The organism is Pseudogracilibacillus sp. SE30717A (assembly GCF_037071985.1).
Lineage (GTDB): Bacteria > Bacillota > Bacilli > Bacillales > Amphibacillaceae > Pseudogracilibacillus.
On the sequence record NZ_JAXHDF010000005.1, the window covers coordinates 325,778 to 348,526 of the forward strand.

Annotated in this window: 18 protein-coding genes and 1 other annotated feature; of the genes, 3 read left to right on the forward strand and 15 right to left on the reverse strand. The window is 35.1% G+C overall.

The annotated features are described in order from the left end of the window. Positions 1-79: 79 nt before the first annotated feature. On the reverse strand, positions 80-1,345 hold the full coding sequence (tyrS, locus tag SPD48_RS10450) for a tyrosine--tRNA ligase (RefSeq protein ID WP_336258042.1): 1,266 nt from the start codon (positions 1,343-1,345) through the stop codon (positions 80-82). Positions 1,346-1,401: 56 nt separating this feature from the next. Then, positions 1,402-1,620 (reverse strand) — a binding site (T-box leader). Positions 1,621-2,075: 455 nt separating this feature from the next. On the opposite strand from tyrS, the gene SPD48_RS10455 reads away from it, so the two are divergent. Beyond that, the gene (locus SPD48_RS10455) at positions 2,076-5,048 is read left to right on the forward strand and encodes a transglycosylase domain-containing protein (RefSeq protein WP_336258043.1); all 2,973 of its coding nucleotides are present in this window, start codon (positions 2,076-2,078) and stop codon (positions 5,046-5,048) included. Positions 5,049-5,245: 197 nt separating this feature from the next. Here the strand turns inward: SPD48_RS10455 and SPD48_RS10460 are convergent, their stop codons facing one another. From SPD48_RS10460 to SPD48_RS10480, 5 genes are all read right to left on the reverse strand, one after another. Then, positions 5,246-6,091 (reverse strand): VOC family protein, encoded by an 846-nt coding sequence (locus SPD48_RS10460; protein ID WP_336258044.1) that lies wholly within the window; start codon positions 6,089-6,091, stop codon positions 5,246-5,248. Between the two features lie 150 nt (positions 6,092-6,241). Beyond that, positions 6,242-7,054 carry a flagellar motor protein MotS gene (motS, locus tag SPD48_RS10465; protein ID WP_336258045.1) on the reverse strand — a complete coding sequence of 271 codons (813 nt, stop codon included), beginning with the start codon at positions 7,052-7,054 and terminating at the stop codon, positions 6,242-6,244. Beyond that, positions 7,044-7,859, reverse strand: coding sequence for a flagellar motor protein MotP (gene motP / locus SPD48_RS10470; protein WP_336258046.1), 816 nt, complete (start codon positions 7,857-7,859; stop codon positions 7,044-7,046). The genes motS and motP overlap by 11 nt, the downstream gene beginning before the upstream one ends. A gap of 61 nt (positions 7,860-7,920) precedes the next feature. Continuing rightward, positions 7,921-8,919 carry a catabolite control protein A gene (ccpA, locus tag SPD48_RS10475; RefSeq protein WP_336258047.1) on the reverse strand — a complete coding sequence of 333 codons (999 nt, stop codon included), beginning with the start codon at positions 8,917-8,919 and terminating at the stop codon, positions 7,921-7,923. A 298-nt stretch (positions 8,920-9,217) separates the two neighbouring features. Continuing rightward, the gene (locus tag SPD48_RS10480) at positions 9,218-10,294 is read right to left on the reverse strand and encodes a bifunctional 3-deoxy-7-phosphoheptulonate synthase/chorismate mutase (RefSeq protein ID WP_336258048.1); all 1,077 of its coding nucleotides are present in this window, start codon (positions 10,292-10,294) and stop codon (positions 9,218-9,220) included. Positions 10,295-10,428: 134 nt separating this feature from the next. On the opposite strand from SPD48_RS10480, the gene SPD48_RS10485 reads away from it, so the two are divergent. Further along, positions 10,429-12,549 (forward strand): cell division protein FtsA, encoded by a 2,121-nt coding sequence (locus SPD48_RS10485; RefSeq protein WP_336258049.1) that lies wholly within the window; start codon positions 10,429-10,431, stop codon positions 12,547-12,549. 191 nt (positions 12,550-12,740) lie between these two features. Here the strand turns inward: SPD48_RS10485 and SPD48_RS10490 are convergent, their stop codons facing one another. The 6 genes from SPD48_RS10490 to SPD48_RS10515 form a co-directional block, all read right to left on the reverse strand. Then, a complete protein-coding gene (locus tag SPD48_RS10490) occupies positions 12,741-13,244 on the reverse strand; it encodes a YtxH domain-containing protein (protein WP_336258050.1) in 504 nt (167 codons plus the stop codon). A 19-nt stretch (positions 13,245-13,263) separates the two neighbouring features. Then, complete coding sequence (locus SPD48_RS10495) at positions 13,264-13,668, reverse strand: DUF948 domain-containing protein (RefSeq protein ID WP_336258051.1); 405 nt, start codon at positions 13,666-13,668, stop codon at positions 13,264-13,266. 311 nt (positions 13,669-13,979) lie between these two features. Next, the gene (murC, locus tag SPD48_RS10500; RefSeq protein WP_336258052.1) at positions 13,980-15,290 is read right to left on the reverse strand and encodes a UDP-N-acetylmuramate--L-alanine ligase; all 1,311 of its coding nucleotides are present in this window, start codon (positions 15,288-15,290) and stop codon (positions 13,980-13,982) included. 81 nt (positions 15,291-15,371) lie between these two features. Beyond that, the gene (locus SPD48_RS10505) at positions 15,372-16,484 is read right to left on the reverse strand and encodes a nicotinate phosphoribosyltransferase (protein WP_336258053.1); all 1,113 of its coding nucleotides are present in this window, start codon (positions 16,482-16,484) and stop codon (positions 15,372-15,374) included. 33 nt (positions 16,485-16,517) lie between these two features. Continuing rightward, positions 16,518-18,722, reverse strand: coding sequence for a DNA translocase FtsK (locus SPD48_RS10510; RefSeq protein ID WP_336258054.1), 2,205 nt, complete (start codon positions 18,720-18,722; stop codon positions 16,518-16,520). 75 nt (positions 18,723-18,797) lie between these two features. Further along, complete coding sequence (locus SPD48_RS10515; RefSeq protein WP_336258055.1) at positions 18,798-19,628, reverse strand: DUF1444 domain-containing protein; 831 nt, start codon at positions 19,626-19,628, stop codon at positions 18,798-18,800. A gap of 196 nt (positions 19,629-19,824) precedes the next feature. On the opposite strand from SPD48_RS10515, the gene SPD48_RS10520 reads away from it, so the two are divergent. Continuing rightward, the gene (locus SPD48_RS10520) at positions 19,825-20,265 is read left to right on the forward strand and encodes a YtoQ family protein (RefSeq protein WP_336258056.1); all 441 of its coding nucleotides are present in this window, start codon (positions 19,825-19,827) and stop codon (positions 20,263-20,265) included. 88 nt (positions 20,266-20,353) lie between these two features. Here the strand turns inward: SPD48_RS10520 and SPD48_RS10525 are convergent, their stop codons facing one another. The 3 genes from SPD48_RS10525 to SPD48_RS10535 form a co-directional block, all read right to left on the reverse strand. Beyond that, positions 20,354-21,037: a hypothetical protein gene (locus SPD48_RS10525; protein WP_336258057.1), complete on the reverse strand. Its 684-nt coding sequence runs from the start codon at positions 21,035-21,037 to the stop codon at positions 20,354-20,356. A 102-nt stretch (positions 21,038-21,139) separates the two neighbouring features. Further along, the gene (locus SPD48_RS10530) at positions 21,140-21,649 is read right to left on the reverse strand and encodes a DUF84 family protein (RefSeq protein WP_336258058.1); all 510 of its coding nucleotides are present in this window, start codon (positions 21,647-21,649) and stop codon (positions 21,140-21,142) included. A gap of 22 nt (positions 21,650-21,671) precedes the next feature. Further along, on the reverse strand, positions 21,672-22,736 hold the full coding sequence (locus SPD48_RS10535) for a M42 family metallopeptidase (protein WP_336258059.1): 1,065 nt from the start codon (positions 22,734-22,736) through the stop codon (positions 21,672-21,674). Positions 22,737-22,749: the final 13 nt, after the last annotated feature.

The window sequence follows — 22,749 nt, forward strand, 5'->3', positions numbered from 1 at the left end:
ATTCTTCTCATCTATTGCTACCCAAGATCAGGGATGCGACAGAACTCTAGCTTTCTGCAAGCTGCCCCACTTCTAATACTTATTTAAAATAAACTAAGAAATATTTTCTTCTTCCACGTCTAATCACTGTAAACGTATCTTCTAATCGATCATCCACTGTCACGATATGCTGGACGTCCTGATTCCGTTCACCATTAATATATATTGCACCACTATTAATATCTTCTCTTGCTTGACGTTTTGATGACGAAATTTTTGCATCAACTAGTAAGTCGACTAAGTTCACATCTTGTTTTTCCAATTCATATGTTGGAACATCTTTAAATCCTTGTTCAATCTCGTCTTTCGTTAATTCCTTAACATCTCCACTAAACAAGGCTGCAGAAATTTTAATTGCTTGGTTTAACGCCGCTTCCCCATGCACCATTTTCGTCATTTCTTCTGCTAAACGTTTCTGTGCCTCACGTGCTCCAGGATTTTCTTCAACAGCTTTTTGTAACTCGGCAATCTCATCTTGGTTTAAAAAAGTGAAATAGTTTAAAAACTTAATTACATCACGATCATCCGTGTTATACCAGAATTGGTAAAACTCATATGGACTTGTCTTTTTCGCATCAAGCCATACAGCGCCGCCAGCTGTTTTTCCAAACTTCGTACCATCTGCTTTCGTAATCAACGGGACAGTTAAACCGAATACTTTAATTTCCTCGTCTCCTTGTGTACGACGAATAAATTCCATTCCTGCTGTAATATTTCCCCACTGATCACTTCCACCGATTTGAAGAGTACAGTTTTCTTCTTCATGTAATTTCATAAAATCATAGGATTGCAGTAACATATAGCTAAATTCTGTATAGGAAATCCCGTGCTCAATCCGTGAAGCCACCGCATCTTTAGCAAGCATATAGTTCACTGTAAAATGTTTTCCAGCATCTCTTAGAAAATCAATAATCGTAATTTTTGACAGCCAATCATGATTGTTTCTAGCAACTGCAGCATTTTCACCTTCATCGAAATTAAGCAATCCTGCTAACTGATTTCGGATACTATCCGTAAAACCATGAACGACACTTTCTTCATTTAAAGACCTTTCACTCGATCTCCCACTAGGATCACCGATCATTCCCGTTCCACCGCCAATTAAAGCAATTGGTCGATGGCCGGCCTGCTGGAATCGTTTTAATATCGTAATCGGTAATAAGTGTCCGATATGCAAACTATCTGCAGTTGGGTCAAACCCACAGTAAAGAGTCACTTGATTTTCAGCAAGATGGTTGCTTAATCCCGCCTCATCTGTTGTCTGTTGAATTAAACCTCTGCTTTCAAGGTCATGTAAAATATCCATATTCATCACTCTTTCATATTTTATTAATTTTTAAACACAAAAAAGCCCCGTTCCTAAAAAGGGACGAAGCATATTCTCGCGGTACCACCCTTGTTGTAAATGAATATCCATTTACCACTTGGTATTGTTAACGATGGTTCTCACCGTCTTATTTGAATAACCAAATAAGATCGCTCCTGACTGTAATTCGTTTGCAAATATTTACTGACTCCCACCAACCGTCAGCTCTCTGTAAAAGGGATTCGCTCACTACTTCGATCATTCACTGCGAAATTCATAATATAATCTATATTGTAATGATCATTTTACAAAATGCAAATTATAACCATTATAAATTTTGAAGCCTCATCAAGATTAATTAAATCATGTTTTCTCATTAGAGGATAAACTGTACTATTCACGCAGTCTATTTGATGGGTTATATTCAATATAAAACTTTCTATACTAAAATACGTCTCTAATAATTACCTCGAAATGCCCAAATATATTTTATAGCACACTTTTCTAAAACGTACGTGGCAACTTCTAATATAACTTACACATTTTTGTTGGAATATCGTTGGAACATTTCTGACAAATATTCATGTATCCATTTCCACTTTTTACCTTTTATATATACAGTATACAATAGAAAATAAAATTGGAAAATACTTCAAAACAACTATAAAACTATAGCCACAATTCTCTTAATCTATGATATAATATGTAGTTGAATTTAGGAGGTTTCAGAATGGATTTTAAACAATTTTTCCAACAGGTTGGAGATAGATTAAAAGGGTTATGGAATAAAGGCCAAATTCAAAAAACGTCTCGAATTACATATGATGTCGTTTGGAATATTATCTTATTTTTTATCATTGTAGGTACTATGACAGTCATTTTTGCGGGTGGAGTTGGAGCAGGTTATTTTGCATCTCTTGTAAAAGACGAACCAATTCGTGACTATGATGAAATGAGAAAAGATATTTACAATTATGAAGAGACATCCAAACTATATTTTGCCGATAATAAATATATCGGTGATATCCGTGCAGACTTACACCGAGAAGAAGTCGAGTTAAAGGATATTTCCGAACAATTGACCCAAGCGGTAATTGCAACAGAAGATGAGCTGTTTTACGAACATAATGGAGTTGTGCCAAAAGCAATTGTACGTGCAGTCTACCAAGAAGTTTCTAACTCCGATACAAAAACGGGTGGGAGTACGTTAACTCAACAGTTGATTAAAAATCAAATTTTAACCAATGAAGTTTCCTTTGAACGAAAAGCTAAAGAAATTTTACTTGCCATGAGATTGGAACACTTTTTTGAAAAAGATGAAATTTTAGAAGCATATGTAAATATTGTTCCATATGGTAGAGATGCTTCCGGACAAAATATTGCAGGGATCCAAACAGCAGCTAAAGGCATATTTGGAGTAGATGCATCTGAATTAACTTTGCCACAAGCTGCATTTTTAGCAGGAATTCCACAAAATCCTTATGCCTATACTCCCTTTCAAACTTCGGGGGAGTTAAAAGAGGAAGAAGATTTACAAAAAGGGCTTAACCGGATGAAAACAGTCCTAAAGAGAATGTACCAAGCAGAATTTATTACAGAAAAAGAATATAATGAAGCGTTGGAATATGATATCGTTGAGGATTTTACAGAAAAAGTAAAATCACCAATTGATAAATACCCAGCGGTAGTACTTGAATTAGAAAAAAGAGCAAAAGCAATCATTGTTGAAGTTCTTGCCGAGGAAGACGGGTATACACTTGAAGAAATTAATGAAAGTGAAGAACTGCAAGAACAATACAGTATATTAGCAGATCGTGCACTCCGAATGAATGGATACAATATTCATTCTACGATTGATAAAAAAATGTATAATGCGATGCAAAAGGCCGCTAAAGATTATCAGTATTACGGTCCCGATCGCACCTTCACACCTAAAGGTGCAAAGGAATCAAAAACAGAGCAAGTTGAAACAGGTGCTGTCATTATTGAAAATAAGACCGGGAAAATATTAAGTTTCGTTCCGGGCCGTAATTTTCGTGCAGGAGATCGTGAAGTGAATTATGCTACGGGATATGGAGCAGAAGGAAGAGAACCTGGTAGTACATTCAAACCTCTTTCAGTTTATGCACCTGCAATGGAGCTTGGTTATATTCAACCTGGTTCAGTTATTGCTGATATTCCTGGACTTTCAGGATATTCACCAAAGAACTATGGTGGAGCCTATTATGGATTAGTTTCTGCACGAGAAGCTTTAACATACTCGTATAACACTTCCACAGCAGAAATTTATAAAAAAATATTACATGAAAATCCCGCAGAAAAATATTTGAAGAAAATGGGTATTTCATTACCAGAAAAACTGATAGATGATCCTACAATTGCTCTTGGTACGAATAATGTGACAGTCGAACAAAATACAAATGCATTTGCAACATTAAGTAATGGGGGTAAATTTTATCAGTCTTATATGATTGAAAAAATTACTGACTCAGATGGCAATGTCATTTACGAACATGAGTCAGAGCCTGTGGATGTTTTTTCAGCACAAACAGCTTATTTAACGATTGATATGATGCGGGATGTAATTCGTCAAGGAACGGCAGCCTACTTACCTCCCCGATTACAGTACGGCGGCGTGGACTGGGCAGGGAAAACTGGTACGTCTCAAGATTATCGTGACGCTTGGTTTGTCGGCACTAATCCAAATGTAACGATGGGAGTATGGCTTGGATATAATACCCCTAGCTCCATTTATTGTTCCGGTTGTTCACTTAGTTATAGCCAACGAACACAAAACTTATGGGCGCAATTAATGAACGCTGCTACCGAAGTGAATCCAGAATTGTTGGCTCCGAAAGAAGCTCATAAACGACCAGATGGTATTGTAAGCCGCAGCTACTGTGCAACGTCTGGAATGGCAGCATCTGATCTATGCTCACAAGCAGGATTAGTGCGCTCTGACATATACAACTCAAAATATGTACCTAACAAAACTGATGACAGTTTAGTAGGAGGAAACATGGCTCTTGTTGAGATTGATGGGGAGCAAGTAATCGCAGGGCCTAATACTCCATCCGAGTTTACAACTGGAGAATCTGGCGGATTTTCTTTCAACCCTGAATTTTTAAAACGAATGGGCTACGATCGATTAGGTGACTTGTCTGTCCTAATCCCGAGACGAAATCCGGAGCCGTGGAAGAAAATTGGTTTTAAAGGGGGCTCTGCTTCAAGCGCAGGAGCAATTGAAAATGATAACGGAGCATCCCCCCCTGCTCCCGGATCTTTACAAGCTTCCGACAGTCATATTAGTTGGTCCGGAGCTAAAGGCCATTTAATCGTCGGTTATCGCATTTACTATGCAGCCGGCGAAGGTGGTTCATATAAACTTATAGGCCATACGATAAAGCCTTCATATGCTATCCCTTCTGGAGAAGGCTCTTATCATGTACGAGCTGTCAATTATTTCGGAAGAGAATCAGAGCCGTCTAAGGCATTCACTGTTGAAGTTGATAATAAAAAAGAAGAAGAGGAACAAGAAAAAGAGAAGGATAAAGAAAAAGAAAAGGCAGATAAAGAAAGAGAGAAAGAAGAGAAGGAAAAAGAGAAAGAGAAAGAGAAAGAAAAAGAAAAAGAGAAGGATAAAGAAAAAGAGAAAGAAGAAAAACCTGAAGATGAAAAAGAAAACAGTGATGAAGAGGATTAAGTAAACAATCATTTCATAGAAAACCTTGGCTGGCGAAAGCCTTAATTGGATTTATCAAGATATGAGATTTATACTTTCTTATCTGCAAAAAAGAGGTCACCCTTGAGGTGTACCTCTTTTTCTTACTACTTATGGCTAAGTACTTCTATAACAAAGTCCACTCTAATAGATGTACAATAACTGGAAAAGTTTGTGAGTTAAATATCTAGGCTAATACGGTTCCCAGCAGGATCGACAGTAATCACTTTGCCATTTTTCTCATACACGGGTGCGCCTATTTGTTTTATCTGAGCGATTATATTATTTCTCTTTTCCTCATTGGCTACCAACAGTCCATAAGATTCCAGTCCCACACTATTTGCAGAAGGTGCTGGTGCTCCAACTCCATTCCATGTGTTTAACCCAATATAATGATGGTATTTGCCATCCGATATGAATAATGCCTGATTGCCATAACGATTAACGACATTAAACCCAAGCCCTTTAACATAAAATTCTTCTGCCTTCTTCAAATCAGATACATGTAAATGAATATGTCCCATCTTTGTACCCGACGGTAAACCTTTCCAAGACCCTTTCTCTTTAGAAAGAAGGTCAGCTACATTTAATGGATCTGTCGTCATTGCTACTTCACCGTTATTCCATTTCCAGTTAGATGAATCCCTATCCACATATATCTCAATTCCATTACCATCTGGATCAGATAAGTAAAGAGCCTCACTCACTAAGTGATCTGCCGCTCCAAGTTGTAAGTCTATTTTCGCAAAATGGTCAACAATACTAGCCAAGTCGGAACGGTTAGGCAGTAGGAGTGCAAAATGATATAAACCTGTTGTTCTTGAAGATTTAGGAACAACCTTTTCAGGTTGGTAAATCGACAATAGTACGGTTTTTCCATCTGCAGTTAAATGAGCGGATGTGTCGTTCTTTTCTAATATTTTAAATCCGATTACATGTTGATAAAAATCTAATGCATGTGTTAAACTTTGGACTTTTAAATTTACTTGATGTACAAATGTAATTGGTTTTTGATGAAAATTCACAATATTACCTCCTATCAAAAGAAATAAGCTTTCTAAAAATGAAGGTCAAGAATTAACTAGTTCTTTTATTCTGTTCCCGTTATTATTGTAGCTGATACGAGAATAAAATAAATGATATTTGCTCAGATAGTTATAAAAAACCTGAAGAAATTAATCCTCAGGTTTTGATTCATGATTCGTATCTAAAATAACAATTTCAACTCGTCTGTTTTTACTCCAGTCTTCTGGCTTTTTATTTTCCACAACTGGTCGTGTATCACCATATCCTGCTATTAAGAAACGTGATTCGTCAAGATCAAGTTCTTCAATGAAGTAACGAACAACACTACCCGCTCTTGCACCAGATAACTCCCAATTTGAAGGATAACGATACGTTGAAATTGGTCGATTGTCCGTGTGCCCCTCAACCCGAACATTGTTTGGTATTCCTTTTAACAAATGACCAACTTCATCTAAAAATGGACGACCAGACTCTAGTATTTGAGCCTCTGCTGAATCAAAAAGAATGCTATCTTGTAAAACTAAGATAACCCCTTCTTCCGTCCGACTTGCTGAAATAACGTCACCTAAATTTTCATCCTTTAAAAAAGCATCGACACTTTCCATTAGTTTTGCAAGCGCGTCAGCTTTCTTTTCCCACTCTTCCAAATGGTCGATCAAATCATCTACATCAACTTCTTCTTCAGCATCGTCCTTGCCTTCTTCATCTTCTTCATCATCTGAGGGTCCTCCAACATCAAGACCATTATCACCTGAAATATTTTCCGATGGAACTGCAGATGGTAGAAAGTCTAAGATTGCCCTGCTTTGAAATGAATTAGTAATAGATTCAAATTTAACTAAATCTATTTGAGACATAGAAAATAACAGAATGAAAAAAACTAACACTAAAGTAACTAAATCTGAATATGTAACCATCCATTTTGGTGCACCTTTATGCTGTTTTCTAGGCCTACGCTTCATGAACTTTTTCCTCAGAGATCACTTTTTTTGAAGGGACAGCAGTTTCATCACCATATAAGAATGCACTTAACTTTTCCTCTAAAATACGTGGATTTTGACCAGATTGAACACCGATAATACCTTCGATAATAATTTGTTTTATAAAAATTTCTTCTTCGGTTTTATTCTCTAATTTACTAGCCATTGGAAGAAAAACTAAATTCGCTAGTACTGTTCCATATAGTGTAGTTAATAATGCAACCGCCATATTGGGTCCTAAACTAGATGGATCATCTAAGCTACTTAACATTAATACTAGACCGATTAATGTTCCAATCATCCCCCAAGCAGGAGCATATTCTCCCGCTTTCTCGATAATAATTCGTCCTTTATAATGTCTATCTTCCATTGCTGTTATTTCTGCATTCATTATCTCATTAATGACTTCTGGTTCAATTCCGTCGATCGCTAGCATTATTCCTTTTTTAATAAATTCATCATCTACATCTTCTATTTCATTTTCTAATGCTAGTAGACCTTCTTTTCTCGCATGATCAGATAAGCGAATAAACAAGTGAATTAATTCTGGGATTTTACTATCATTTTTTCGAAATGCCTCTTTAAAAACGGTTGTGAATAGTTTAATTTGCTCATATTTAAAGTTGATAAGTAATGATCCTACGAGCCCACCGAGAACGATAAAAATAGAGGCAATGTCAATAAAATTATTGACCCCTTCTTTACCACCGTTTGATAATATAGCAAGCATGATCATAATAAAACCTAGGGTAATACCTATTGGAGTCAGTATGTCTCTTTTTCTCATATACGTTAATCTCTCCCGAATCCTAGTGTAATTATTGCTATATTAAATATCGGCAAAAATATTATTTTGTTGAATCTCTTTTTATAATTCGGTGTGGAAGGATAACTGTATTCTCTTCTACCTCTTCTTTGTTCATATATTTAGTGAGTAATCTCATCGCAACTGCACCAATATCATACATTGGTTGGACAACAGTTGTTAATGTTGGACGTACCATTAAAGATACTCTTGTATTGTTGAATCCACAAACTTCAATATCATTAGGAACATGTAGCCCCTTATCCTGAATCCCGTGAATTACTCCGACTGCCATTTCATCTGTAGATGCAAAAATAGCTTTAGGTGGTTCAGATGTTTTTGCTAATAGTTCTTCTACCGCTTCAATCCCACCATTATACGTGCATTCTTTCGTAACTACTAAATTTTCATCCAACTCATAAGAAGCGTCTTGTATAGCCCGTACATACCCGTTATATTTCAGACCATTCGATTGAATATGTTCTTCACCTGTAATAAATGCCGGCTGAGTATTTGTATCCTCGATCAATTGTTTTGTTGCTTCATATGTAGCAGTTTCATAATCGATATTTACTGAAGGAAGTTCATTATTCTCATCATGTGTTGCTGCCAAAACAACCGGAACTCGTGATGTTTTAAATTGATTTATATGCTCCTCTGTAATTTCGCCACCCATGAAGACAATTCCATCTACTTGCTTTTCGAGCATCGTATCGATTAAGTGAAGTTCTTTTTCCTTATTTTGATCTGAGTTACTTAAAATAATATTATATTTATACATGGTTGCAATATCTTCAATTCCTCTTGTTAATTCCGAGAAGAAACTACTGGAGATATCCGGAATAATTGCACCCACTGTAGTTGTTTTTTTGCTCGCTAATCCTCTAGCAACAGCATTTGGACGATATCCTAATCGTTCAATCGTATCTAAAACCTTTTTTCTCGTTGTCGGTTTCACATTAGGATTCCCGTTCACAACTCTAGAAACGGTTGCCATCGATACATTTGCCTCTCTTGCTACATCATAAATTGTTACGCTCATTTTTAGCCACCTCCGAAATTTCATTGTACATATTATAAAATAATACAATCCTTTAAATTATTCGCTTATTCAGCGAAAATCTACTTTGCTTGAATAGTAGTATAGCCGAAGTAAGTCATCTTTATCATATCCTAGCTTGAATAAAAACACAAAAAATATACAGCTGACACAACGGTCAAACTGTATATTTCTTTAAAAATTAGTAAACTATCTTGCATGGTTGTCTAATATCTCATAAAAAACCAGCTAAACTTCACATATAAATGACCTTACTGTTTGCCAGTTTTTCTACCTTAGCCTATTTAACAGTAGCACCGTAATTGGTTACTGCATTATAAAATTCATTAAACATGTCTAGATCCATTTGCTGTTGTGCATCAGATAATGCAACAGCAGGGTCTGGATGAACTTCAGCCATTACTCCATCTGCTCCTATTGCGATAGCCGCTTTAGCAGTAGGGATTAGTAAATCTCTTCTACCAGTTGAATGAGTAACATCCACTAATACCGGTAAGTGAGTTTCTTGTTTTAATATCGGAACCGCTGAAATATCTAATGTATTTCTAGTTGCAGTTTCATATGTTCTGATCCCACGCTCACAAAGAATAATATTTCCATTACCACGAGAAATAATGTATTCAGCTGCATTAATGAATTCAGAAATGGTAGCCGATAATCCTCTTTTTAATATAACAGGCTTATCTGCTTCTCCAGCTGTTTTTAGAAGTTCGAAATTTTGCATATTACGAGCACCGATTTGAATCACATCAATATAATCTTGCGCTTCTTCAATATCTGCAGGGTTGACGATTTCACTAACTACCGCTAAGTCATACTCATCTGCAACTCGTTTTAAAATTTTTAATCCTTCTAATCCAAGTCCTTGGAAATCATATGGAGAAGTACGTGGTTTAAATGCTCCACCTCTTAATAGCTTCAGCCCTTTAGATTTGATAGCTTCCGCAACCTTTGCTACTTGTTCATAACTTTCCACTGCACAAGGTCCAAAAATATAATGCGTATCTCCATCACCGAATTGAACGCCTCTTATATCGATAATTGTATCTTCGGCTTTTCTTTTTCGAGAGACAAGCAGTTCTTTCTGATGATCATCTTCTTGAATTTCTAAGCTTGCTTTGAAGATTTCTTTAAAAATATGTTCAACTGTCGCATTTTTAAACGGACCATCGTTATTGCTGATGATATGATTAAGCATATCTCTTTCACGAACCGGGTCAAATCGTCTTGTACTCTGCTTTCCTTTTATTTCTCCAATCTGCTGAACGATCTCGGCTCGCTTATTAATTAAATCAAGTAGCTCTAAGTTAAGCGAATCTAGTTGATCACGTAATTCTTGCATGGTTCCATTGCTCATTCCAAACGACTCTCCTTGTAATTTATTAACAATTAGCACAATTATACCTAAAAAAATTTTCTTTGTCACTTATTTATATATATAATAGATTATATATCTATATAATTATCAACTTGATGAAAGGATACAATAGGATGAATGAGCATGTATTTGCATTAGATATTGGTACTCAATCAGTAACAGGTATTCTACTAGAAAAAGTACAAAAAGAATATAAAATAATAGATTTTTGTGTCCGACACCATCAGGAACGGTCCATGTTGGATGGTCAAATACAAAATGTTGTTCAAGTAGCTGATGTTATTTCTGAAGTTAAAGAACAATTAGAGAAGAACAATGGTCCTTTAACCAAAGTTTGTGTAGCGGCTGCAGGAAGAGCGCTAAAAACAATTCAAACTGAAAAAACCATCGATATTAATGAACAGCCAATCACAACGGAAGAAGAAATCAAACATTTAGAATTAAGCGCTGTGCAACAAGCATTAGTAAATTTAACCGAACAAAATAAAAATCAATTTTCCCACTATCACTGTGTTGGTTATTCTCTATTACATTATAAATTAGATGGAGAAAAGATCGGTTCATTTATTGACCAGATTGGGGAAAAAGCAACTGTTGAAATCATCGCGACATTTTTACCAAAAGTCGTAGTTGAATCATTGATTGCAGCTTTAGAGAGAGCTAATCTAACAATGGAAGCTTTAACTCTTGAACCTATTGCGGCAATTCATGTTCTTGTACCTGAATCAATGAGAAGATTAAATGTAGCATTAATTGATATTGGTGCTGGAACAAGTGATATCGCCATTTCTAATAACGGAACTGTTATCGCGTATGGAATGGTACCGACTGCAGGAGATGAAATAACAGAAGCAATTAGTGACGAATATTTACTTGATTTCAAGGTTGCAGAAGAAACAAAACAGCAACTTGTGAACACGGGTCAAGCGACTATTCACGATATTTTAGGATTTGAATCGGAAATCACTTTAGAAGATGTAGTTCCTAAAATAGAGAATAGTATAGATCAATTGGCTTCATTACTTGCCCAAGAAATTAGATTACTAAATGGCAAAGCTCCCCAAGCCGTCATGTTAATTGGCGGTGGCAGTTTAACGCCTGAGATACATACTAAAATTGCAGAGCACTTACAATTACCGTCTAATAGGGTTGCTGTAAGAAGCATCGAAGCAATTCAACATTTACAGCATAATGAGCAACTTCCAACAGGGCCAGAATTTGTTACACCAATTGGTATAGCTATCAGTGCGACTCAAAATCCTCTTCACTATTTGAGTGTTTACGTAAATGATAAAATAACGTTCATGTTTGAAACAAAACAACTTACAGTTGGAGATGCCTTAATTCAAGCAGGTATTGATGTAAATAAATATTATGGAAGAATTGGACTTGCATCTATTGTAACAGTAAATGAAAAAACCGTAACTCTTCGCGGCGGATATGGTGAACTTCCAAAAATTACAGTCAATGATGAAGAAGCATCTGTTTCAAGCTTTATTAAATCTGGTGATCGAATTGCTATTATGAAAGGGCAAGATGGAAAACATCCTGAACTTACGATTGAGGATATTATTGGGGATATGAGGGTAGTCCACTTTTTCTTTAATCAAAAAAGTGTAAGCTTGACCCCTAAATATATAGTTAACGGAAAAAAAGCAACAAAAGATTATATAGTACAAGATAAGGACGATATAATTGTTGAGATGCCAACAACCATTAATGAATTTTTAAATAACGAGCAAATTTTAATTTCTTCTGACTCATTTTCGGTCCGCGTAAACAATCGTAAAGTTGATGTTTCTCGTGGTAAAACAGTTATTATGATGAACGGCAAACCAGTAACTGGATTAGAGATTATAAAAGAAGCTGATAAGTTGGAATTAGTTCATCCTGAACGTGTTACCGTTAACTCTTTATTAGAACAACTTGATAAACAACTATGGAAGACACATACGATATTTTTTAACGGTGAACCTGTCGTGTTGAAACAACCACAACTTATTATTCAGCGTCAAGGTGAAGAACTCAATGAAGAAAGCGAATTAAAGAATGGAGACGAACTTATCCTTACTGAGAAAAAGACGCGGCAGTTTATTTTTCAAGATGTTTTTCGTTATATAGATATTAACTTAACAAATACGAAAGGAACGTATAAACTATATCGAAATAACGAGGCGACAAACTTTAATGAACCTATTATCGAAGGGGATCAATTAGAAATTATTTGGGAGTAATCTTTCATATAAAGTCACGTGCCAATCTGAGCTTTCTCTATAAAATAATAATGTAGTTTCATTCGGAAGCAAACTGTTTTACAAATTTTCGTTCTCATATACGATAGACATGTAATTCCCTTTTAAAATGTAATATAAAAAAGCTTGCAGAGAAACGATGTTTGTCAGCTTCTCTACAAGCTTTTTTTTAGTTAATTCTTTTCAGTATCTTCTTTTAGCTTTTCAGCAGTGTCTGCAACTTCTTTAGCTTCATTCTGTGCTTCCTCTGCTACATCTTTTGCATCAGTTTTTACTTGATCTGTGATCTCATTTGCATTTTGTTTCGTTTTTTTCGATACGTCTTTCGCAAATTCTTTTGTTTTAGAAGACACATCTTCCGCAAGATTCTTTGTTTTTTCAGAAACATCTTTTGTCAATTTAGTTGTAGAATCAACTGCTTTCTTTGTCAATTCTGTTCCTTTATCTTTCATTTCCGTTCCTTTTTCGATTGCAAGCTCTGTATATTCAGAACCTTTTTCCTGAACAACATCTTTCCATTCTTCTGCCTTTTCAAGAGCAACCTTCGTTCCTTTATTGATATCGTCGCGTAATTCTCTTCCAGACTTAGGTGCGAATACTAACGCTAATGCCGCTCCAACAGCACTTCCGATTAAAGTTCCCAATAAAAAACCTTTGCTATTATTGTTCTCTTCCATCTTTATCGCTCCTCCTGACCTATTTTCTTCTGTTTTTCCATACATTCATTACTGCTGTACTCCATTTAACTGCTTCTGTTGCTTTATCAACATCGGTATCCGCAGATTTAGAAATATTTGTCGATAGTTTTTTCACAGAATGTGTTAAATTTGTAAATGTATCTCCTATTTCTTTTATACCCTCAAATAGACTGTTTAATCTATTTACTTTATAATTTACATCTTCAGCTAAATCATTTGTTTTTTGTAGTAACAGAGTTGTTTCTGTCGTAATTCCTTCTAGTTGTTTTTCCATTCCTTCTAATGTATCAGCTACATTATTTAACGTACGTTGGGTTGCTTTTAATGTCTGCGCTAAATAGGCGACTAATACAGCAAATGCTAACGCTACAATTATTGCTGCAATCGATAATGCGGCACTCATTTACTTCAACTCCTCTTTTTTTCATAATTAAGTATGTACATCTACTGTTTCTCTTTTTATACCCTTATGACATGTAATAAAACATTCATAAGTCGTTCTATATCTATACTAGCTTATTATAGCAATTTATTTCAACTTATATCAAAAAGCTTTTTATGTTTTATAAAGATAATTGATTTTCTTAATTATTTTATACTAAATTTTGTTTTCCATTCGAACAACTTGTCCTGTTCACTTTACATAATATAAAAGTGTTTACATAGCTCATAAATAAACTATGCAAACACCTCTCATATACGTTTATCTGTCATTTATTTACAGTCTTCTTTACTTAATACATTTTCATAAGCAGCTTGAAATTTTTGTATATCTCCTGCACCCATAAAAACAAGTACACCATCTTCAAACTTTTCAAGATCTTTGACATTTTCCATTGTTAATATCTTTCCATTATCTACTTTATCTAAAAGATCCTGTATAGTTAATTCCCCAGATGATTCTCGAGCCGAAGAAAAGATATCACATAAAAAGACATGATCTGCATTATTTAAACTTTCCGCGAACTCATTTAAAAATGTTTTTGTCCTTGTAAATGTATGTGGTTGAAATATCGCTACTATTTGTTTATTAGGATATTTCTTTCGAGCAGACTCAATGGTAGCAGATACTTCAATCGGATGATGTGCATAGTCATCTATTAAGACTTGATCAGCGATTACCTTCTCAGAAAAACGCCTTTTCACTCCACCAAATGTACGTAAAGCTTGCATTACCTTTTGATCCATTTCTTCATAATGACAAAAAGCAATCACTGCCAACGAATTTAATATATGATGGTTTCCATACATTGGTATTTGAAATGTATCAAAATATGTGTTCCTTACATATACATCAAACTGTGTGCCATTTTCTGTTTCTTGGATATTATTTGCTTGAAAATCATTTGTTGCTGAAAATCCGTAATAAATGATTGGAACTTTTGTCTGTAAGTGTTGTAAATACTCATCTTCTCCACAGGCAATAATTCCTTTTTTTACTTGATCAGCCATCGATTGAAATGCTTCAAAAACATCATCAATATTTGCGAAATAATCGGGATGGTCAAAATCAATATTTGTCATTATGGCATAATCTGGCTTATAGTGTAGAAAATGCCTTTTATATTCACATGCTTCAAAAACAAAATAATCACTATCTTTATGTCCTCTTCCAGTTCCATCCCCGATTAGAAAGGATGTAGGATAACTTTGTTCCAACACGTGAGCTAGTAATCCTGTTGTTGATGTTTTACCATGAGATCCTGTTACTGCAATACTTGTATACTGTTTTAACCATTCCCCGAGAAATTCATGATACTTATAGAAGGTCAATCCTAATTCCCGTGCTTTTTTAATCTCGATATGATCATCGGAAAATGCATTTCCAGCGATAATTGTACTACCTTCTTGAATATTATCTATTGAAAAAGGAAAAATTGGAATTCCTTTTTTCTCTAATTCCTCTTGAGTAAAAAAATATTTATCTACATCAGAACCTTGAACCTTTTCCCCTGAATCATGGAGAATTTGAGCTAAAGCGCTCATTCCGGTTCCTTTAATACCAATAAAATGGTAATTTGTCATAACTAACCTCCAACACCGTATAAAAAATAATGTAGCAACTAACATCCACTATTTTTTATATCAACTTTCTTTTGTATTATTTTAATGATTTTTATAGTACTCAACTTTTTCTAAACGGGGATTCGGACGGTATTTCCTGCCTTCTTTTGCAGAATGTGTACCATTTAATAAAACATTATCCCCTGTAAAACCAATATTTATTTTTAACAAACTGCTGCCAATTCCATACATATCAACCGGAACTTCTCGACTTTCAAAGTATAAAATTCTCTCTTCTGTGAACCCGCCACTTGCGACAATTTTAACATATTGGAAGCCTTCCTCATCCAATGCCTTTCTCAGTGCAAATATTAATTCCGGATTTACACCTCGTGGGTCAAACGTACCCATTAAATGATGGTTTCTTAAAAAATATTTATCAACCAATGTTCTCGATGTATCAATTCGTACAGCTTTTAACGTTTCTCCAAACTCCCGAGCAACTTTTAATGAATCAGTAATCACATCATTATTATAATCTACCAGGGCCATTAAATCATCTTCTGGGAACATTTCAATGTATGCCCTAGATGCAGCAACAATATCGCCTCTAAACATTTGAATAAGCGCATGAGGCATCGTTCCCATTCCTTCTTTTCCCCACCACTCATTCATAGCGTGAGTAGCTTGTGCTGTAGATCCACCAATAAATGCTGCATAACCATCTCCCGCTTGTTGTGTATAATGGTCATCACGGTCTCCCATAAAGATGACCGGCTTTTGTTTTCCGGAAGATCTTGCCGCTTTCACCACATTATATACATTCGTCGCAACCGAGGTTCTTCTCGATAAAATACCATCAATGATACCTTCTAAATAACCGAAATTTTGGTATGGTCCAGTTACGGTAAGAACAGACTCAAAAGGTTTGATTTTATCTCCGTCTTTCAATGAATGAATTTCAAGTTCTTCAGGTTTATCTGCAAATGTATGTAATAAGGCAATAACTTCGTCGGTACCACATAAGACTGCATCATCCTTTTGGAAAAATTGCATCGTTACTATATTATGTGGTAATTTTTTTTCAACGATTTCTCTTGTTTTCAAAAAATAAACAGCTGAAAACCAACCTTCTTTTATTCTTTTATCAAACTTAAACGTTTTGTTTGTTAATCGACTAATTTTTCCCTGTAACTTTTGTTCTATTTCTTTCATAAGAGAAACTCCTTGTATTTTAATCAGTTTAAATCAAACCAATTCTTCAACTTGCGATTTTGTTACTAATACTTCTCTTGGTTTAGAACCATTTTGAGCGGAAACTATTCCTTTATTTTGCAACGTATCAATTAACCGTGCTGCTCGATTATACCCTATTCTAAACCTTCTTTGCAATAAGGATGTGCTTGCATGATTTTGGGTTACCACAAATGAGATAACTTCACTCAACAGGTCATCCTCTTCTTCATGTTCTACCTCAATTAATAATTGCTCTTGTTCAAATAAATAATTAGGCTTTCCTTTAGAGCGTAAATAATGAGCTACACGATCTATTTCCTCATCAGAAACGAACGGACCTTGTAATCTAATTCTTTTATTTGATCCATTTTCAATAAATAACATATCTCCTCTTCCAAGTAATTTTTCAGCACCATTCGTATCTATAATGGTTCTGGAGTCAACTTGTGAAGAAACACTAAATGCGATACGGGTTGGAATATTTGCTTTAATTAATCCTGTAATAACATCAACGGATGGACGTTGTGTTGCAAGTAATAGGTGAATTCCACATGCCCTTGCTTTTTGAGCGATACGACAAATAGCATCCTCTACTTCCTGTGGAGAAACAATCATGAGATCAGCAAGTTCATCAATCACAATGACAAGATAAGGCATTTTATCTTTCGAATGAAGTTTTGCTACTTTCTCATTATATTTCTCAATATTTCGAACGCCTGTTTCCACAAATTTTTCATATCTCTCTTCCATCTCATTAACTGCCCACTTAAGTGCCATCGTTGCAGCTTGTGGATCAGTAATTACTGGAGCAACTAGATGCGGTATTCCATTATACGGTGTTAGTTCTACCATTTTAGGATCAATTAATAAAAATTTGACTTCATCCATCTTTGCTTTATATAAAAGACTTAATAAAATCGTATTAATACATACACTTTTTCCTGATCCAGTAGCACCAGCAATCAAACCGTGAGGCATTTTTCCAATATTCGTAATTAATGGCTTGCCTTCGATCGTTAATCCAAGTGCAATTGTTAAGGGAGAACTTTCTGTTTCAAATTCTTCCGTTTCAATAATTTCTTGTAAGGTTACTACTTGGGGATATTGATTTGGGACTTCGATTCCAATGGTATTTTTACCTGGGATCGGTGCCTCGATTCGTATGTCTTTTGCAGCCATATTTAGTTTTATATCATCTGATAAATTACGGATCCGACTCACTTTCACTCCCATTGCCGGTTGTATTTCAAAACGGGTTACAGAAGGCCCTTGTGTTACATTCACGATTTTCGCCTGTATATTAAAGTGAGTGAGCGTTTGCTCCAATAACGATTGCTGCTCTTGTAACCAAATGGTATCGTCATATGCTGGCTCAAGTGGATCGTTTAATAAATGATTTGGAACATCCACATCAAAAGATACATTATCTTCATTCGTCAGCTGAGCTGGACGTTGAATTACCTGCTCTCGTTTCTTTTCAAAAATAGAATTTTGAATATGGTTTGAAAATTGGTCTTCTACTGGCATAGATTCTTCTTGTTTAATTACAGATTCTTCAACATTCTCTTTCAAAGAAGGTGTTTGGAATATATCAGCTTGAACTTTATCTTGCTTTTTTTCTAGTAGAGTCTCAGGAATATTCATTTTTTCACTTTTAGATACAACAACATTTTTCTTTTCACTAAGTTCTTCTTTACCATCTTTTTTTCGAAAGATTCTGTCCAGTTCCTCTGGTCTGGTAGTTCCAGCTAAAGGATCGATTGTCTCTTTAGGTATTTCTACTTTTACAGTAGGTTTTTCTATTTCTATATTTTTTTTACTATAATCAGTTTTCTTTCTTCGCATATATGCTGGAACTTCCTCTAACTCATCCTTCAATATTTGCCCTTTATATCCGTAAATCAAGGGATCGGTTATGACTCGGTTAGAAGTAGCATTTCGTCTGCTTCTAGGTTGTTTTTTAGGAAAATGATTATCTGTTACTTGTTTTTTCTGTGATTTTATATTTTTATTTCCATCATCTGGAATAACCGGAAAGCGAAATGGGGCTACTTGTTCTTTAGGATATTGATACGTTACCTTCGTATTTACTGATCTCGTATTATCCTGGCCCCTATTATCCTGCCGTTTTATTGCAGGCTCTTCTTCCAAGACAACCTCTTCCTCTACTTCATCGAAGAAAAAATCAATTATTTTTTCCTTCCATCTATTCCACATTTTATTCACCTGCTTTTGTGGTCATATTACTATCTATTTTAGCAGTTTTTTTCCTTTTTTGTAGTAAGTCTTCAATTATTTATCTTTTTTAGATGAATTGTTTTTATGATTTGGCTTGTTCCGAGCTAAAATAAATATAGGTTCTAGTTTCTTCTCTTCATAAATAAAAGGAAGTGAAGTAACAGGAATTCGACCTTCCGCAAAAAATTTCATCGTCATTTGTGCTAAAATATCATAGCCAATATCATTTTTTATATCAGATATAATCAAAACATCTTGATGAGGGACAGCAACAGCCATATCACCTTGAATTTTCTGTTTCATCTCGTCTAAAAATGCTTCATTTAAAATCCGACTAGCATCATATCCATCTTGCGTTGCAATAAAATAAAATTCATTGTCTTGGACTTGATCCGCTTTATACTCCGTTTTTAAAGAGCGTAAATTAAATAGTGCATTTTCATGAATCCGTTTTTCTGACCAACCTTCCTTTTGAATAATTTCTTCATCAATTAGTCGATAGGATTTACCTAAGTCCAACGCATAAAAAATTCTCGTTTCAGCTGTATGCTCTTTCGTAATTAATTTTTTTCCATCTTTTGTAGTAGTCGGAAAAGATGTGGCACGAATAACTGGAAAAATATTCTTCTCCATTCCAGCTAAGTGGTGCTCTTTGTTCATGATCGTAAGCGCTTCGTTTAAATGGTCTACTAACTCATCTATTGCCTCATCACCACGTTCATTATATTTTGCAATGACACTTGGAAGCTTTACGTTAATGCCTTTATTAGATTCTTTCCATTCGATGCGAAATTGATCTTTATCACGATTAAAAGAAGTCCGATATTCTGGACGTTGTAATCTTTTTTCAAGTATTTGTTTTAACTTAATGCTGGTCATTTTCATCTGAAGATTCCTCCATAGTAGTAAATTCCATCCTACAATTCTTCACTCTCTACTATCATACTATGTATTTTCCACTTTCACAAAACAATGTCCTCTATGTAAATCGTAATCATTCTATTTTACTTTTAATTCCATAAATAGGTACTATTTCATTTTTAATTTTAAACAAGTATAATAAATATTGGAGGGATGTATAATGAATTTAACAGTATATTTAGCGGGAGAAATTCATACGGATTGGCGGAATCAATTAAAAGAACAAGCTGAAGAAAAAAAATTGCCTTTAACCTTTGTCGGCCCACAGACAAACCATGATCGTTCCGACAATATTGGGGAAGATATCATAGGGGAACAGCCAAACAATTTATATAAGGATTCAGCAGCTTCGGATGTTAATAATTTCCGTACACAAGTACTATTGCAGAAGGCGGATGTCGTAATTGCCCTTTTTGGAGAGCAATACAGACAATGGAATACAGCGATGGATGCAAGTGCTGCCATTACATTAAATAAGCCTACGATCATTATCAGACCTGAATCATTAATCCATCCACTAAAAGAGTTATCTAATAGAGCGAACGTTACAGTGGAAACAGTTGATCAAGCATTGGATGTCTTAAGCTATATTTTCGAATAAAAGATAACAATATTAAAGCCCTTTTAAAAAAGAAGCCAGACAATAATCTTTCGATACATTGTCTGGCTTTCATTCAATCTCATGGGATTTAACCTCTCGCCTCATCCATATAACGATTATATAATTCATTACTCTTTTCTATGCATTGCAAATATAACTCTCTTATAGTTTCATTAGAGCTTAATCTTAAATACGCCTCACAAGCCAAAATAGAAATTAACGGTTCCATTTTTTTATAACTAACTTCCTTGGTCAAAATTGTTAAATAGTTTTGTAAAGTATTGATATATGCACCGTCATCTATTCGATAAATACATTTTTCCCGTAATTCTTCATAAAAACGGAGAAGGTTCCTTGCGAAAAACCTTCCATGATCTTCCTGATTTAAAGAACCATAATAATGACCGAAAGGAGTTTTCCAAGCTTTTCCTTCGAGACTAGATCTCGTTACATTACATCTATACCATTCTGTTATATCTTCATATTGATCATATCCCAATGCTAAATATTCGTGTGAAAATATGGTAAACTTATTCGTTGCAATAAAGTTAAATATCTTTTCATTTTTATCAATATCTTCTAAGTTTGTAATAGAACACCAACAACTGTAATTACTATCAACTTGCCCAATAATACATACTTTCTTTGCTCGGCTTATATTGATACTTATATTAATTACTTTGTTGTCTAAATCATAATTAGGTATTACCTGGTTTTTACTGTTGATTAAATTGTATTGTGACGTTTCGAATTCATCATTCGGTTGGCTCATCCATCCTTCACCCCTTATTTTGTTTAAATATAAACTATAATAAGCTTTGTAGCGATACACGTGGTTAATTTCCAGGTGAAGTTGGAAAACTAACCCGACAAACTAATCCGCTTTTTCCCAATATTCCATTTGCCCACGTAACAGAGAAACAACATGAGCAAACATATCTTTACGTAAGATTTTACCATTTGTAAATATCCCAATCGCACCTTCATGATGCCGGATATTCTTCTTTGTTGTATAGTCGTCCATTATTTCACTTAATTCGAAGCCCAATTCAATCTTGTTAATAAATTCAGCAGGAAGCTTGATTTTTGCACCGCTTGCAGTAAATACTTGCCCTTCTTCTGAAACTAATGCCCCCCAATTACAGAGATACAAATCATTGTGAAGATACATTACCCCACCTTCAAGACCAATTCCAATACTATTAGGATGAAGTTCTTTAGCCTTTCTGGCACGATTAATTGCTCCTAATTCTGTCTCTTCATCTCCAATAGGTTGTGCAGAGACGTCTGATGGTACTGATTCTGCAATGACTTCTGCCTCTGAAAACACGTCTTTTACTGCTTTGACCTTAGTTTCATTTAAAGAACCAATCACTATTTTCATAAAAACCCTTCATTTCTTCATATTATTTCTTACGAATTTGATCGACAGTTGCTTGGTCTGTTGTTGACACTAATTTAATTAGGAGCTCCTTTGCTGCTGCGTAATCTTCTATATGGATGATGGATGAAGAAGTATGAATATAACGAGAGCAAATTCCTATAACTGCTGATGGAACCCCATCATTTGCCATATGTACACGTCCAGCATCCGTTCCTCCTTGAGAAACAAAATATTGATATGGAATATCATTCGATTCGGCTGTATCGAGGACAAACTCCCTCATACCGCGATGAGTTATCATAGTTCGATCAAAAATACGTAATAAAGCTCCTTTTCCAAGTTGTCCAAATTCTTTTTCGTCACCAGACATATCATTTGCCGGAGAAGCATCTAGTGCGTAAAAAATATCTGGCTTTATCATATTAGCTGAAGCTTGTGCACCACGTAAACCTACCTCCTCTTGAACTGTTGCACCTGAATAGATTTGGTTTGGAAGCTTTTCATGTTGAAGTTCTTTTAAAAGTTCAATTGCTAGCCCGCAACCATAACGATTATCCCATGCTTTTGCTAAAATTTTCTTTTCATTTGCCAGCGGAGTAAACGGACAAATTGGCAGAATAGAATCTCCTGGTGCAACACCAATCTGAAGCGCGTCTTCTCGATTATCAGCACCTATATCTATTAACATATTCTTTATTTCCATTGGTTTCTTTCGTTGTTCTGGGGTTAAGTTATGGGGAGGAATAGATCCAATAACTCCTGTTACAATCCCCGTTTTCGTCATAATTTGAACTCGTTGTGCAAGCAGCACCTGATTCCACCATCCACCTAATGGTTGAAAGCGTATCATTCCATTTTGTGTAATTTGTGTAACCATAAAGCCTACTTCATCCATATGACCAGCAACCATAACACGTGGCCCTTCTCCATGCTTTACCCCGAAAATGCTACCAAGATTATCATAAATAATCTCGTCTGCATACTTTTCTAGCTCGCTTTTCATATAATCACGAACTCTTCTTTCATCACCTGGTACACCTTGTAATTCAGTTAATGTTTTAAACATATCAATGGTTTCTTTATTCAATGAGTCATCACTC

What these genes read in the sequence shown, in the direction of transcription:
- SPD48_RS10505 (WP_336258053.1), bottom strand. Translation starts at nt 16,484, where the DNA reads ATGAAAGAAATAGAACAAAAGTTACAGGGAAAAATTAGTCGATTAACA.
- murC (WP_336258052.1), bottom strand. Translation starts at nt 15,290, where the DNA reads ATGACAAATTACCATTTTATTGGTATTAAAGGAACCGGAATGAGCGCT.
- SPD48_RS10530 (WP_336258058.1), bottom strand. Translation starts at nt 21,649, where the DNA reads ATGAAAATAGTGATTGGTTCTTTAAATGAAACTAAGGTCAAAGCAGTA.
- SPD48_RS10525 (WP_336258057.1), bottom strand. Translation starts at nt 21,037, where the DNA reads ATGAGCCAACCGAATGATGAATTCGAAACGTCACAATACAATTTAATC.
- SPD48_RS10485 (WP_336258049.1), top strand. Translation starts at nt 10,429, where the DNA reads ATGAATGAGCATGTATTTGCATTAGATATTGGTACTCAATCAGTAACA.
- SPD48_RS10520 (WP_336258056.1), top strand. Translation starts at nt 19,825, where the DNA reads ATGAATTTAACAGTATATTTAGCGGGAGAAATTCATACGGATTGGCGG.
- motS (WP_336258045.1), bottom strand. Translation starts at nt 7,054, where the DNA reads ATGAAGCGTAGGCCTAGAAAACAGCATAAAGGTGCACCAAAATGGATG.
- motP (WP_336258046.1), bottom strand. Translation starts at nt 7,859, where the DNA reads ATGAGAAAAAGAGACATACTGACTCCAATAGGTATTACCCTAGGTTTT.
- SPD48_RS10495 (WP_336258051.1), bottom strand. Translation starts at nt 13,668, where the DNA reads ATGAGTGCCGCATTATCGATTGCAGCAATAATTGTAGCGTTAGCATTT.
- SPD48_RS10490 (WP_336258050.1), bottom strand. Translation starts at nt 13,244, where the DNA reads ATGGAAGAGAACAATAATAGCAAAGGTTTTTTATTGGGAACTTTAATC.
- ccpA (WP_336258047.1), bottom strand. Translation starts at nt 8,919, where the DNA reads ATGAGCGTAACAATTTATGATGTAGCAAGAGAGGCAAATGTATCGATG.
- SPD48_RS10455 (WP_336258043.1), top strand. Translation starts at nt 2,076, where the DNA reads ATGGATTTTAAACAATTTTTCCAACAGGTTGGAGATAGATTAAAAGGG.
- SPD48_RS10515 (WP_336258055.1), bottom strand. Translation starts at nt 19,628, where the DNA reads ATGAAAATGACCAGCATTAAGTTAAAACAAATACTTGAAAAAAGATTA.
- SPD48_RS10510 (WP_336258054.1), bottom strand. Translation starts at nt 18,722, where the DNA reads ATGTGGAATAGATGGAAGGAAAAAATAATTGATTTTTTCTTCGATGAA.
- SPD48_RS10480 (WP_336258048.1), bottom strand. Translation starts at nt 10,294, where the DNA reads ATGAGCAATGGAACCATGCAAGAATTACGTGATCAACTAGATTCGCTT.
- tyrS (WP_336258042.1), bottom strand. Translation starts at nt 1,345, where the DNA reads ATGGATATTTTACATGACCTTGAAAGCAGAGGTTTAATTCAACAGACA.